14 protein-coding genes are annotated in these 13886 nt (G+C 62.5%); 10 read left to right on the top strand and 4 right to left on the bottom strand.

The window, feature by feature from the left end:
• Positions 1 to 30: 30 nt before the first annotated feature.
• Both HMPREF2932_RS04450 and HMPREF2932_RS04445 read right to left on the bottom strand, forming a co-directional pair.
• Positions 31 to 1296 (bottom strand): AMP-binding protein, encoded by a 1266-nt coding sequence (locus HMPREF2932_RS04450; protein ID WP_369816132.1) that lies wholly within the window; start codon positions 1294 to 1296, stop codon positions 31 to 33.
• 366 nt (positions 1297 to 1662) lie between these two features.
• Positions 1663 to 2283: a TetR/AcrR family transcriptional regulator gene (locus HMPREF2932_RS04445; protein WP_246818623.1), complete on the bottom strand. Its 621-nt coding sequence runs from the start codon at positions 2281 to 2283 to the stop codon at positions 1663 to 1665.
• Positions 2284 to 2395: 112 nt separating this feature from the next.
• On the opposite strand from HMPREF2932_RS04445, the gene HMPREF2932_RS04440 reads away from it, so the two are divergent.
• The 10 genes from HMPREF2932_RS04440 to HMPREF2932_RS04395 all read left to right on the top strand — a co-directional run bounded on the left by HMPREF2932_RS04440 (position 2396) and on the right by HMPREF2932_RS04395 (position 10554).
• Complete coding sequence (locus tag HMPREF2932_RS04440; protein WP_070701858.1) at positions 2396 to 2854, top strand: hotdog fold thioesterase; 459 nt, start codon at positions 2396 to 2398, stop codon at positions 2852 to 2854.
• A 111-nt stretch (positions 2855 to 2965) separates the two neighbouring features.
• Positions 2966 to 3952, top strand: a complete 987-nt coding sequence (paaA, locus tag HMPREF2932_RS04435) for a 1,2-phenylacetyl-CoA epoxidase subunit PaaA (protein WP_046648768.1) — start codon at positions 2966 to 2968, stop codon at positions 3950 to 3952.
• A gap of 47 nt (positions 3953 to 3999) precedes the next feature.
• Positions 4000 to 4287, top strand: a complete 288-nt coding sequence (gene paaB, locus HMPREF2932_RS04430; RefSeq protein ID WP_046648767.1) for a 1,2-phenylacetyl-CoA epoxidase subunit PaaB — start codon at positions 4000 to 4002, stop codon at positions 4285 to 4287.
• Positions 4284 to 5120 (top strand): 1,2-phenylacetyl-CoA epoxidase subunit PaaC, encoded by an 837-nt coding sequence (gene paaC, locus HMPREF2932_RS04425; protein WP_070510123.1) that lies wholly within the window; start codon positions 4284 to 4286, stop codon positions 5118 to 5120. Before paaB ends, paaC begins: the two co-directional genes overlap by 4 nt.
• 27 nt (positions 5121 to 5147) lie before the next feature.
• A complete protein-coding gene (paaD, locus tag HMPREF2932_RS04420; protein WP_070510120.1) occupies positions 5148 to 5687 on the top strand; it encodes a 1,2-phenylacetyl-CoA epoxidase subunit PaaD in 540 nt (179 codons plus the stop codon).
• Positions 5687 to 6847 (top strand): 1,2-phenylacetyl-CoA epoxidase subunit PaaE, encoded by a 1161-nt coding sequence (gene paaE / locus HMPREF2932_RS04415; protein ID WP_070510117.1) that lies wholly within the window; start codon positions 5687 to 5689, stop codon positions 6845 to 6847. The genes paaD and paaE overlap by 1 nt, the downstream gene beginning before the upstream one ends.
• 11 nt (positions 6848 to 6858) lie before the next feature.
• Positions 6859 to 7635, top strand: a complete 777-nt coding sequence (locus HMPREF2932_RS04410; protein ID WP_070547051.1) for an enoyl-CoA hydratase/isomerase family protein — start codon at positions 6859 to 6861, stop codon at positions 7633 to 7635.
• Positions 7636 to 7709: 74 nt separating this feature from the next.
• Positions 7710 to 8906, top strand: coding sequence for a thiolase family protein (locus HMPREF2932_RS04405; RefSeq protein WP_070681759.1), 1197 nt, complete (start codon positions 7710 to 7712; stop codon positions 8904 to 8906).
• Positions 8907 to 9674: an enoyl-CoA hydratase/isomerase family protein gene (locus tag HMPREF2932_RS04400; RefSeq protein ID WP_070547055.1), complete on the top strand. Its 768-nt coding sequence runs from the start codon at positions 8907 to 8909 to the stop codon at positions 9672 to 9674.
• A 28-nt stretch (positions 9675 to 9702) separates the two neighbouring features.
• On the top strand, positions 9703 to 10554 hold the full coding sequence (locus HMPREF2932_RS04395) for a 3-hydroxyacyl-CoA dehydrogenase family protein (protein ID WP_071409695.1): 852 nt from the start codon (positions 9703 to 9705) through the stop codon (positions 10552 to 10554).
• Here the strand turns inward: HMPREF2932_RS04395 and HMPREF2932_RS04390 are convergent.
• A complete protein-coding gene (locus HMPREF2932_RS04390) occupies positions 10542 to 11279 on the bottom strand; it encodes a response regulator (protein ID WP_070561854.1) in 738 nt (245 codons plus the stop codon). The genes HMPREF2932_RS04395 and HMPREF2932_RS04390 overlap by 13 nt on opposite strands.
• Positions 11276 to 13873, bottom strand: coding sequence for an ATP-binding protein (locus HMPREF2932_RS04385; RefSeq protein WP_071407041.1), 2598 nt, complete (start codon positions 13871 to 13873; stop codon positions 11276 to 11278). Before HMPREF2932_RS04385 ends, HMPREF2932_RS04390 begins: the two co-directional genes overlap by 4 nt.
• Positions 13874 to 13886 lie beyond the last annotated feature (13 nt).

The raw sequence follows: 13886 nt of genomic DNA, 5'->3' as shown, positions 1-13886 counted from the left end.
TGCCGAAGAAGCCGAGAACGCTGCAGTGTTTTACTGATCGCGGTTGTCGACGATCCTCTTGGCCTTGCCCTCACCGCAATCGACGTGGTCAGTAATCTCGACGCCAACGGTGACGCCGATGCGCTCCTTAATCTGTTTCTTCAGCCACGCGGCGGAGGCATCGATCTGATCAGGAGTAGCCTCCGAGGAGTGCTCAACCACCAGGGTGAGGTGGTCCATACGGCCACGCTTGCTCAGCACGCACTGGTAGCGCGGGCGAAGCAGGCGGTCCTCGGTGATGATCTCCTCGAACTGCGACGGGAAGCAGTTCACGCCACGCAGGATGATCATGTCATCGTTGCGAGCGGAGATGCGGTCGATGCGGCGCATCGAACGCGCAGTGCCCGGGAGCAGGCGGGTGATGTCGTGGGTGCGGTAACGAATGATCGGGAAGGCCTCCTTGGTGAGGGAGGAGATGACCAACTCGCCGTACTCGCCGTCTGGAACCGGCTGCATGGTCTCCGGATCGATGATCTCTGGGTAGAAGTGGTCCTCCCAGACGGTCAGGCCATCCTTGGTCTCGACACATTCTTGGGCCACGCCAGGGCCCATTACCTCGGAGAGGCCGTAGATATCGGTGGCCGTAATGCCGAAGCCTTCTTCGAGTTCGCGGCGCATTCCCTCGCTCCACGGCTCGGCGCCAAAGACGCCGGCGCGCAGGGAGGATTCGCGCGGATCCAGGCCTTCCTTGCGCATGCGGTCAAGGAGGTTGAGCACGTAAGACGGCGTACCCAGAATTGCGTCCGGCTGGAAGTCCTGCATGATCTGGATCTGGCGCTCCGTCTGACCACCGGAGGTCGGAATCGCCGTGGCTCCTAGGGCCTCAACGCCATAGTGAGCGCCCAGGCCGCCGGTAAAGAGGCCATAGCCGAACGTAATCTGAACCTTATCGCTCTTGCGCAGGCCGCCTGCCCGCAGCGAACGGGCTACGAGCTCGGCCCAAATACGCACGTCATTCTCGGTGTATCCCACGACGGTCGGGCGACCCGTGGTGCCGGAAGAAGCGTGGATGCGGGAGATTTGGTTCTGGCCAACAGCAAACATCCCGAAGGGGTACTCCGCGCGAAGGGTTTCCTTGTCGGTGAACGGGAACAGCGCAAAGTCCGAGAGTTCCTTGAAGTCATCCGGGTGAACGCCCTTCTCATCGAACGCACGGCGGTAGTGCGGGACGTTGTAGTACGCGTGGCGAAGTTCGTTCTTCGCGCGCGCGGTCTGCAGCGCAATGATTTCATCGCGGGAGGCGTACTCAATGCCCATCTGGGGGCCGTGGTGGTCAGAGAAGATATCAAACGTTGCGGTCACGTCATTTGCCTTTCATTTCGAGGAGAGGGAAATACCACACCCTTTAAGCTCCCTCGAAAGTGCTGCAAGAAGTTGGTTAGCTGGGACAACGCACAAAAGTACGTTAATTACTTACCGTTCGGTTGGGTAAGTCTTGTGACGTACACTACAGGCCGTTGTGGTGATAGACAACACAATTAGGCCAAGTTTTTGAAGCGCGACACATCATCGCAGGCCACGGCGGTTTCACCGACAAAAGAAGCCCCCACCCCCATATGGAGCCCCAACGGCGGAGCGAAACGCTCGCCCCCGACTAGCCGATCGACTACTTGCCCATCGCGACTAGCCCGTCGCTTGCGGAGCTAGGCCGCCAAAAACAACACTCTCAAAAGCGCTGGCCAGCTCCTCGGCACCAAGTCGCCCCTCCGGCTCGTACCAATCAGACGTCGAGTTAATCATTCCGAAAATCATGCGGGTCAACAGCGGAGCCTCAATGTCGGAGCGGATAGCCCCCTCCTCCTGAGCAGCCTCCACCAGCGGAACCACGGAACGCGTCAGCGTACGGCGGCGCTCCAACGCGCTCCGCTCCACCTCGGAGTTTCCACGCAAACGGAGCAAGAGCGCGACAGACTTCGGGTCGGAGCACAGCACCTCAATCGAGCCACGCAACAGCCCGCGCACCCTCTCCCCCGCCGATACATCGGCCGCGGCCATCTCTTCCGCGACCGCTTCCAAACGGCTCAGTGCCTGCACTACCGTGAGCTCCAAAATCTCTTCTTTCGACGAGATGTGGTGATAGAGCGCGGACTTAGAAATCCCCAATTCGCTCGCCACGTTATCCATCGACGTGGCGTCGTAGCCGCGGGCTGTAAAAGCACGGACAGCTGCACGAATGACATCTTCACGGGAGTAGCCGGGGCGGCCACGTGCCGCGCCCTGGACAGCGGATTTCTCATTCTTCACGCAGTCCATTCAAGCAGAGAGCCCCGAGCACCGTTAGACTAGTGAGCCACCACACCCCTTTTCGCTCCTTCGGCAGCACTGCGGAAACCCCTTACCTCAAGGAGGAATTCCCATGAGCACCGAGCACCCCATCCTCGCCCCCGGCGTCGCCGAAGGCCCCGAGTTCACCCACGTGCGCACCATGTTCGACGATGACCGTGCCACCGCGGAGATTGGCGCGAAAATTACCGCGCTAGACGTCGGCAGGTGCGAAGGCCACTTCACCGTCCGCCCGGAGATGTGCAATGGACATGGCACGGCACAAGGTGGCTATCTATACATGTTTGCCGATTCCATCTTCGCCGGCGTTTGCAACTCCGGTGGCGACTTGGCCGTGGCCGCGCACAATTCAATCCACTACATCGCCCCCGCCTTCGAAGGGGATGTCGTTGACGGGGTTGGGGTGACCCGCCAAGCCTGGGGCCGCAACGGCGTTGTCGATGTCACCCTCAGCATCAAGGGAAAGCCCATCGCCGAATTCCGCGGCACGTACCGCGTGCTGCCCGCCAAGCCCCAGAACCGCAACAAGTAGGGCGCAGCTCACAAACTTGGTTGACATAGCTCACACATGCCCCATATACTGACCAACCAGTCAGTAAGTATCACCGAGCCGACACTGAGCAGAGAGGGAACGATTCCTCCCATGACCCCATCAGAGAAAACACTCGCCGCCGTCCCGGCCGCGGATGAAGCACAAGCACAGCAGCGCTTCGACGAGCTCATCGCCGAAGACTCCCGCATCGAGCCCACCGACTGGATGCCCGCTGCCTACCGCAAGACCTTGACGCGTCAGATTTCCCAGCACGCGCACTCCGAAATCATCGGCATGCAGCCGGAGGCCAACTGGATCAGCCGCGCGCCTTCGCTCAAGCGCAAGGCCATCCTCATGGCCAAGGTGCAGGATGAGGCCGGCCACGGCCTCTACCTCTACTCCGCCGCGGAGACCTTGGGCACCTCGCGCGACGAGCTGGTTCAGCAGCTGCTCGACGGCACCGCCAAGTACTCCTCCATCTTCAACTACCCGGCGCGCACGTGGGCCGACATCGGAGCCATCGGCTGGTTGGTGGATGGCGCCGCCATCTGCAACCAGGTACCGCTCTGCCGCGCCTCCTACGCCCCATACGGTCGCGCCATGGTGCGCATCTGTAAGGAAGAGTCCTTCCACCAGCGTCAAGGTTGGGAGATCCTCTACGAGCTGTCCCACGGAACCCCCGAGCAGAAGCAGATGGCGCAGGAAGCCATCAACCGTTTCTACGGCCCAGCACTGCAGATGTTCGGCCCGCCGGATGATGACTCCCCCAACTCCAAGCAGTCCATGGCATGGAACATCAAGCGCTTCTCCAACGACGAGCTGCGCCAGCGCTTCGTGGACATGATTGTCCCGCAGGCCGAAGCCCTTGGCCTGCACTTCGAGGACCCGGACCTGAAATGGAACGAAGAGCGCGGCCACTACGACTTCGGCGAGCTCGACTGGTCCGAGTTCAAGGCCGTCATCAAGGGCGAAGGCCCCTGCAACGTGCAGAGGATGCAGCGACGTCGCCAAGCGCATGCCGACGGCGCGTGGGTCCGTGAGGCTGCCGCAGCCTACGCCGAGAAGCACCACTCGGCTGACACCTCGCTTATCGCCTAAGCCCAAGCACACTGCCCAACCAGCCACGACACTTTAAGGAAGATTCCATGTCCAGCTCCACCTGGCCCATGTGGGAGGTCTTCGTACGCTCCTCCCGCGGCCTTTCCCACGTTCACGCCGGCTCGCTCCACGCACCGGATGCCACCATGGCCCTGCGCAATGCCCGTGACCTTTACACCCGCCGCAACGAGGGAACCTCCGTCTGGGTTGTGCCCAGCGAAGCCATTGCCTCCTCCGACCCGGACTCCAAGGGCGGATTCTTCGAATCCCCGCAGGGCAAGAGCTACCGCCACGCCACGTACTACGACAAGTCGGAAGGAGTGCCGCACCTGTGACCGGATTTGCAGCCGCCGATTCTGCGACCAAGCAATCGCAGGGCAACGGCATCACCGCAGAAGACATCGCCGCCTCCGGCGCAGTGGCCCCCGAGGACACGGCTCGCTATGCGCTCATGCTGGGCGATGACGCCCTCATCCTGGCCCAGCGCCTGGGCTGGTGGATTTCCCGCGCGCCGGAGATGGAAGAGGACATCGCACTGGGCAACATCGCCCTCGATCTCATCGGGCACGCCCGCTTCCTACTGACCTACGCCGGTACCGCATGGGGCAAGACCGAGGATGACTTGGCTTACTTCCGTAACGAGGAGGAGTTCCGCTCCGCGCGCTTGGTCGAGCAGGAGAACGGGGACTTCGGCTACACCATCGCCCGCCAGCTGCTCTTCTCCTACTACCAGTACGGGCTCTACACGGCCTTGCTGGAGTCGCAGGATGAAACCATTGCGGCGATCGCGGCGAAGGCCATCAAGGAAGTCGAGTACCACGTCGACCACGCCAACCAGTGGATTCTTCGTCTGGGCCAAGGCACCGAGGAGTCCCACCGCCGAATCACGGAGGGCCTGATGTACATGTGGCCCTACCTTGACGAGCTCTTCGAAGACCTCCCGATCCACGAGAAGCTGGCGGCAGAAGGCATCGCAGTTCTGCCCTCGAGCCTGCGCGCGCAGTTCGATGAGCGCATCGCCTACGTCCTAGACAAGGCAGGTCTGGCCATCCCGGACGTCAAGCAAGCCCGCTCCGGGCAGCGCACCGGGCGTTTCTCCGAGCACCGCGGTTTCATCCTCGCGGAGATGCAGTCCTTGGCGCGCCAACACCCCGGCGCGACCTGGTAAAGACAAGGAAAGGACCAAGGTTTCATCGTGTCCATCACAGATAAATCCCACCCGCTGCGCCCCACGCAGCCTGACGACGCCCACGTGTGGGACGTCGCCGCCGAGGTGCCCGATCCGGAGATCCCCGTGATCTCTATCGCCGACCTTGGAATTCTTCGGGACGCTCGCCTAGATGGCGATACCGCGGTGGCCACGATTACCCCCACCTACTCCGGCTGCCCCGCCATGGAACACATCACGGCGGACATCACCACAGCGCTGACCGATGCCGGCTACGCGAAGGTGCGCGTCGATCTCGTGCTCCACCCGGCGTGGACCACCGACTGGATGACGGAGACCGGCCGGCAAAACCTCAAGGACTACGGCATTGCCCCGCCCAGCGGTAAAACCCGGGCCACGCCGGAAGGTCCTATCCCGCTCACACTCGAACCGCCGCCGGCCATCGAATGCCCCCACTGTGGCTCCCGCCGCACACGTAAGCTTGCCCAATTCGGTTCCACCTCCTGCAAAGCTCTCTACAACTGCCAGGATTGCTTGGAGCCCTTCGACTACTTCAAGGTGCACTAATGACCACGACCCCGTCTGCCCCCACAAAGAAGAAGGCCACGTTCAACACCCTGACCGTGTCCGAGGTGCGCGCCCTGACTTCAGACTCCGTGGAGGTTTCCTTCGCTATCCCTCCGGAGCTCCAGGACGACTATGACTACATCCCCGGCCAGTACGTTGCACTGCGGGCAACCATCGACGGCCAGGAAGTCCGCCGCTCCTATTCCATCTGCGATGTGCCTCGCGACGGCGTGCTGCGCGTCGCCATCAAGCGCGACCGCGGCGGCGTGTTCTCCACGTGGGCCAATGACACCCTGCAGCCCGGCGACACCATGGACGTGATGAACCCGCAGGGCGCGTTCACCTCGAAGACCCACCTGACCGGGCTTAACAACCCGGAAGCCGTGCGCGCGGAGCTGGAGAAGCTCGAAAACCCGCACCTCGTGGCCATCGCCGCCGGTTCCGGCATCACGCCGATCATGGCGATCGCCCAGACCGTGCTCCACACCTCCCCCGACACCACTTTTGAGCTCATCTTTGCCAACAAGGGTGGTGGCGACGTCATGTTCGCCGAAGAGATCGGTGACCTCAAGGACAAATTCCCCACGCGCTTTGCCGTGCACCACGTCCTCTCCCGCGAGCAGCGCGTCAACCCGCTGTTCTCCGGACGCATCGATGCTGAAAAACTCCAGACCCTGCTGGATAACGTCGTGCGCACGGACGCTGTCGACGAGTGGTTCCTCTGCGGTCCCTTCGATTTGGTGCAGCTGGTGCGCGATGAGCTGGCCAGCCGCGATGTCGGTGAGAAGGACGTGCGCTACGAGCTGTTCACCACCGGTAAGCCCTCTGGGGATCAGAACCAGGCCGGGCGCCACGTCGAGGTGGATCCGGAAGGCGATAACGTCAGCATCAACTTCCAGCTCGATGGCCTCTCCGGCTCCGTGGAGTCCCCGGTTTCTGCCAACGAATCCCTGCTCAACGCCGCCCTGCGCGTGCGCTCCGACGTCCCCTTCGCCTGCGCCGGCGGCGTGTGCGGCACCTGCCGCGCCAAGCTGGTCGAGGGCGAGGTCGACATGGCGGAGAACTACGCGCTGGAGGCCGATGAGGTCAAGGCTGGCTACATCCTGACCTGCCAGTCGCGCCCCACCACGCCCACCATCGTCCTCGACTTCGACGCCTAGGAGAAACATCCATGATCGACCTGCACCACGACGCCGAAGCCGGGGTTATCGAGCTCGTACTCAACAACCCGAAGGCCCTCAACTCCCTCGCGGAGGAAGACCTCGCCGAACTCTCTCGCTGCCTCGATGAGGCCGCGCAGCTTAGCCCCCGCGCACTCATCTTGCGCGGTGAAGGCAAAGGCTTTTGCGCCGGCCGCAACATCAAGGGGCTCAACCCGCGCGAAGACGACGCCACCGCCTACCTCGCGGACGTTGTCACTCCCGTGCTCACAAAGATCGATAACTTCCCTGCCCCCACCTTCGCCGCCGTGCACGGCCCCTGCCTGGGTGTCGGCCTCGGTCTCGCTTTGGCCTGTGACGTCGTCTACGTTGCCGAAGATGCCAAGTTCGGTTCCCCATTCGCCAACCTAGGCGCCACTCTCGATTCGGGAGGGCACTCCCTCTTCGTCGAACGCCTCGGCACACACCGCGCGATGGACCTCATCATCACCGGCGAACTCATCTCCGGTGCGGAAGCGGTGCGCGCTGGCCTCTTCTCCCGCGCGCTACCAGCAGAGGAGCTGCTGGAGTTTACCCGGGGCGTCGCCCAGCGCGCAGCCCGCGGCGCCACCCAAGCTTTTCTCACCAGCCGCACCCTGGTCCAGGACATCCGTGACAACGGCACTGGGCTGTGGGCCAGCGTCGATGCCGAGAACATCGCCCAAGGAAAACTCTGCGATACCGAGGACTACTACGAAGGCTTCGCCGCTTTCAATGAGAAGCGCCCGCCGGTCTTCCACGGACGCTAAAACCTCCAGACCTTCTAGAACGCATACCGCGCAGTTCACACAGCGCAGTACACACACAATAGTTAAGGAATCATATGACTGCATACCTGGTATCCGGCTTTCGCACCCCCGTGGGCCGCTACGGCGGCGCACTGTCCTCGGTTCGCCCAGATGACCTCATGGCCACCGCCATCAAGAAGACGGTGGAGGAGGCCGGACTCGATCCCTCCGCGGTGGATGAAGTCATCATCGGCAACGCCAACGGCGCCGGCGAGGAGAACCGCAACGTCGCCCGCATGTCCTGGCTGCTCGCCGGGTTCCCGGACACCGTTCCCGGGATGACGGTCAACCGTCTGTGTGCTTCGGGCATGTCCTCGATTGCCCTGGCCACCGCCCTCGTGGAATCCGGCCAGGCGGATATTGTCATCGCCGGTGGCGTCGAATCCATGTCCCGCGCGCCCTGGGTCATGGAGAAGCCAAGCAAGCCTTTTGCCAAGCCAGGCCAGGTTTTTGATACCTCCATTGGCTGGCGTTTTGCCAACCCAAAGTTCGCGGAGCAGGAGAAGATGACCTACTCCATGCCGGAGACCGCCGAGGAGGTGGCCAACGTCTTTGGTATTAGCCGCGAGGATGCGGACGCCTTCGCTGTGCGTTCCCAGGAGCGCGCGCTCGCCGCGATTGAGGCCGGCAAGTTCGCCAGGGAGATCGTGCCCATCGAGGTCACCGACCGCAAGGGCAACGTCACCGTCGTCGATACCGACGAAGGCCCCCGCCCGGGCACCACGATGGAGGTCTTGGCCAAGCTGCGCCCGGTGACCTCCCTGGGTGACGTCACCACGGCGGGCAACGCCTCCTCGCTGAACGACGGCGCCTCCTGCGTCATTGTCGCCTCCGACGAGGCGCTCAAGAAGCACAACCTGACCGCCCGCGCCCGCGTGGTGGCCAACTCCGCGCGCGGTGTGCGCCCGGAAATCATGGGCACGGGCCCCATCCCGGCAACCCGCGACGTGCTCGAGCGCGCCGGCTGGGAGCTGGACAGCGTGGATGCCGTCGAGCTCAACGAAGCTTTCGCATCACAGTCCATCGCCTGCATCCGCGAACTGGGCTTGGATGAGGACAAGGTCAACGCCTGGGGCGGCGCCATCGCGCTGGGCCACCCGTTGGGTTCCTCCGGTTCCCGCATCACGTTGACCCTGCTCAACCGCCTGGAAACGGACGGGCTGCGCCGCGGCATCGCCACCATGTGCGTGGGCGTGGGCCAGGGCACCGCGATTGCGATTGAGAGGGTGTAAATGACTACTGCCATTGAGATTTCAACGCGCGGTGAGAAGGACGAGATAGTCGTCGCCAAGCTCAACCGCCCCGAGGTGCGCAACGCCATCGATGAGCAGATGGTGACGGAGTTCCACGCACTCTGCGCGCAGCTCGAGTCCGAGCCCCGCATCCTCATCATCACCGGCTGCACGGTGGATACCCCGAAGGGCCCGCGCGGCATCTTCGCCTCCGGGGCGGACATCGCACAGCTTCGTGAGCGCCGCCGCGAGGATGCCCTCCGCGGCATCAACTCCGGCATCTTCCACCGCATCGCCTCGCTGCCCGCCCCCGTCATCGCGGCGGTGGATGGCTACGCCCTCGGCGGCGGTCTGGAGCTGGCCTTAGCCGCGGACTTCCGCGTGTCCACTCCTTTTGCCAAGTTTGGGCAGCCCGAAGCCGGCCTGGGTATCGCTGCCGCCGCGGGTGCCACGTGGCGCCTCAAGGAGTGCGTCGGCACGCCCCTGGCGAAAGAAATCCTGCTGGCCGGGCGCATCCTCAACGGCGAGGAGGCGCTGGTCAATCACCTGGTCAGCGAGTTGCACGAGCCGGATGCGCTGGTCGACGGTGCCCTGGCACTAGCCGGGCGCATTGCCAAACAAGACCCGCTGGCCGTGCGTTTGACCAAGCAGCTCATCTCTATGCCTGATGCGGCGCACCCGGCGGTGGACAACATCGCCCAGGCCGTGCTCTTTGAGTCCCCCGCCAAGTTTGAGCGGATGCAGGCCTTCCTGGACCGCAAGAAATAAACCTTCCACCCACAAGGAGAGTCAACTCATGTCCCCAGTACTGCAGGTTCCTGCCAAGGTTGGTGTGCTCGGCGGCGGCCGCATGGGCGCCGGCATTGCTCACGCCTTCCTGGCCGCCGGCGCGTCCGTGACCGTGGTGGATATCAACGATGACGCCGTGGCCGCCGCCCGCGAGCGCGTGCACAAGGCCATCCGCGGCTCCCTCGACCGCGGGGCGGAAGGCACCTTCGAATCCTGGGATGAGCGTCTCAGCTTTTCCACCGCCGCCTCCGCCTTTGCCGGCTTTGACCTCGTGGTTGAGGCAGTTCCGGAGTCGATGGATCTCAAGGTGGCCGCCTTTAAGGATATCGCCGAAGCCGCCCCGCAAGCCGTCGTCGCCACCAATACCTCCTCACTGTCGGTATCCCAGTTGGCAGAGAGCATCCCCAACGACGTCATCGGCCTGCACTTCTTCAATCCGGTCCCGGCCTCCAAGCTGGTGGAGGTGGTCGTCGCCGAGTCCACCCCTGATGCACTCGTGGACACCGCCAAGGGCTGGGTCGAGGGCCTGGGTAAGACCGCGGTGGTGGTCAAGGATGCCCCCGGCTTCGCGTCCTCCCGCCTCGGCGTGGCCATCGCGCTTGAGGCCATCCGCATGGTGGAGGAAGGCGTGGCCTCCCCGCGCGATATCGACAACGCCATGGTGTTGGGCTACAAGTTCCCCATTGGCCCGCTGGAACTGACCGATATCGTGGGTCTGGACGTGCGCCTCGGCATCGCGGAATACCTCGAGTCCCAGTTGGGTGAGCGCTTTAGCCCGCCGCAGCTCATGCGCGACATGGTCGCGCGCGGCGAGCTGGGCCGCAAGTCCGGCAAGGGCTTCTACAACTACTCCGAGTAGCCACTCCCTCCCGCGCCCGGCTCTGGCACCACGAAGCGGTACCCCAAGCCGGGCTCCGTGAGGAGGAAGGCGGGATTAGCTGGGTCATCCTCTAGCTTGCGGCGCAACTGGGAGGTGTAAATACGCAGGTAGTGCCCCTGCCCCTCAAAGCCTGGACCCCAGATTTCAGAAAGCAGATCCTCTTTGCGTACCAAGCCGCCGTGGGCGCGAAGCAACGTGGTGAGCACGCCCCACTCGGTGGGGGTCAGGTGCAGCGGCTCACCGTCTTTAGTGATGGAATGGCGCGGAACGTCGATCAGAACGTCCCCGGCGCGTACCACAGCGGTCTCAGTGCGCCTCACTGGACTCTGTGGGCTACCATGTCTTAGCGCCACGCGCACGCGGGCCAGAAGCTCCTCCATAGAGAAGGGCTTGGTGACGTAGTCGTCCGCGCCGCGGTCGAGAGCTGCGGCGCTAAACAGCGGATCGGAGCGCGCCGTCAGGATGATGACCGGTACCGCAGACCACCCGCGGATTCCTTCCAACACGACGGTTCCGTCCATATCCGGTAACCCCATGTCCAAGATGACTACGTCTGGCTGCTGCTGTGACACCACCTGCAGTCCCTCAGCACCTGTACGTGCTGGGTGAACCTCGTAGCCCCGAGCCTTGAAATTAATGCTCAGTGTGTTGAGCAGACGCGGGTCATCGTCCACGATGGCGATGCTAGTTTTCTTCGTCGTCATTTTTGTTCTCCTCCCGCGACGGGAAACCGCAAAATAAAGGTTGCGCCCGGGGTGGCAGCTACCTCGATGCTACCGCCCATGGCCTCCACAAAGCCTTGAACAACAGAAAGGCCAAGGCCCACTCCGTTGTCGTTGCTGGTATCACCCAAACGCTGAAACGCCTGGAACAGTTCCTTCTGTTTCTCCGGCGGGATACCCGGTCCTTCATCGCCGACAATCAGTTCCACCTGTTCGGCGATAGTCTGAGCACTCATCGTCACCTGGCCAGTCGGCGCATAACGCAGGGCGTTATCAAAGAGATTGGCCAAGACACGCTCCATGAGGGCTGCATCCGCGCAGCACGTAACTCCACGCACACTAGGGTCCAGATGGATGCGCCCAATTTGCTCCGGGGAATGCCCAAAAGCGCAGGAAGCGATGGCACGATGAGCCACCTCTGCCACCTCGACGACGTCGTGGCGAGCGGTGATTGCTCCAGCGGTAAGCCGGGAGTAATCCAACAAATTGGTGACCAACCCGGTGAGTTCCTCGATGCTCGCCGCAGTTTCTGCCAAAAGCATATCTTGGTCCTCGGGAGTGAATTCAATGTCGGCATTACGCAATGACGACACCGCCAACTTGGCCGTTGCCAACGGAGTACGCAAATCGTGGCTCACACTCGACAGCAGTGCTCGTCGCAGCTCGTCTGCAGCGGCTATCGCATCAGCGCGCGCGGCCTCAGCAGAAAGCTTTTCGCGGCGAACAATACCCGCGAGGTAGCCCGCGACCACGGTGACAAGGCCACGATCCCGGGCAGACAGAGTCGGGCCCGCAAGACGAAGCTGAACCGTCCCATCTTCGCTCGCCACAACGGTGTCCACTGTCTGTTCATGGCGCACTTTCTCGGGAATATGAAGGTGCTTCGAAGTGCGCTCGGGGCTAACTGCGCGCCAGGTGGCAAGGACGTCACCGTTGTCATCCAACAGCTCCGCTCGACGACAATTGAATGCCTCCCCCACCTTGCGCATCACGGCATCTTTCGGGGAAGAATCTGCACGGCGATTCAACGCGGCACGGGAAAACACCGTAAGCAGCTCAGCATCACGCGCAGCCACAGCTGCATTCGCCCGCTCAATCTTGGCGCGGCGCACAAGAATGCCAACTGCCAGAGCGATAGCCACCATGACCACGGCGATGACAGCGTTAGCGGGATCGGCGATGTCGAAGGTATGGATTGGCTCGGTGAAAAACCAATTGACCGCCAAACCGGAAGCCACCGCCACCACCACGGCCGGCCACAGGCCACCCACCAAACTGACAAGCAGAATGAGTGCAAAGTAGAACGCAGAACAGGTACCTGTTCCCAAGTCCTGGCCGTCAGCCTGCACTAACAACGCAGTGAGTCCGACGAAGGCCAACGCTGAACTAAGCCACGCGATTGCACGCTGCGGGAAGGGCCGGAAAGGATGCAGCATACGTGTGAGCGGAAGCGGCTTTTCCGGGGGAAGATTGACAAGGTGGCAGTCAATCGAGCCGGATTCGCGCAGTACTGTCTCTGCTACCGTGCTGTGCCAGTGCACGCCGAAACGCCGCCGCGGCGACACCCCAACAACAAGCTGGGTAGCGTTGACGCTTCGCGCAAAGTTGAGCAGAGCTTCCGGCACGGAGTCCCCAGTAACCTGGTGCAGCCGCGCACCCACATCGTGGGCCAGGGTCTGCAGCCGGGCAAGTTGTTGCGCCGATCCCGCCACCGAAGAGGAACGCGACGTGAAGGAATCACCAAAAACGACGTGGACCACATGCAGTTCCGCCGAAGATTTCGTCGCGATGCGCCGCCCGCGCCGGATCAGGGTCTCAGCATGGGCAACGTTTTGGATGGCCACAACTACCCGCTCACGTGCTTCCCACGTATCGGTGATTTTTTGATCCGAGCGATACGTAATGAGTGCTTCATCAACCTGATCTGCCAGCCAGAGCAGTGCCAACTCGCGCAACGCGGTGAGGTTTCCCACGCGGAAGTAGTTGTTGAGTGCAGGTTCGATGCGTGCTTCGCGGTACACGTGTCCGTCGCTAAGCCGGGTGCGCAGAAGCTGCGGGGAGACGTCGACCAACTCGATTTCATTCGCAGCACGCACTACCTCATCCGGCACGGTTTCCTGCGGTGCGATGCCAGTAATCTGCTTAACAACATCGTTGAGGCTCTCCAGATGCTGGATATTGAGAGTCGAGATAACGTCGATTCCGGCATCCAGAATCTCTTCGATGTCTTCCCAGCGCTTCTCGTGCTCTTCGTCGCGAGGATTGGAGTGGGCAAACTCATCGACAAGGACAATGTCAGGTTTCCGCGTGATGACCGCAAAGGTATCCAACTCCCCGGCGGACAGACCGTCAACGGTGCGTCGCGGAATGATCTCCAAACCCTCGCACAAGGCTTTCGTATATGCGCGACCGTGGTCTTCCACAATGCCGACGACAACGTCACGGCCTTGGTTAATCAGCGTGTGCGCCTCACTAAGCATGGCGCAGGTTTTGCCCGCGCCGGGAGCGGCGCCCAACAAAATCTTCAAGGTGCCGCGTTTGGTGCGCGAGGACGGCGCAGTTGCTTCGGTCAACATTGCTTCATCTTAT

Origin of the sequence: Corynebacterium sp. HMSC074H12, from assembly GCF_001813755.1 — a bacterium.
Classification (GTDB): Bacteria; Actinomycetota; Actinomycetes; order Mycobacteriales; family Mycobacteriaceae; genus Corynebacterium; species Corynebacterium hiratae.
Note: the sequence above shows the minus strand (reverse complement) of the source record. Positions and strands in the feature narration are given on the sequence as shown.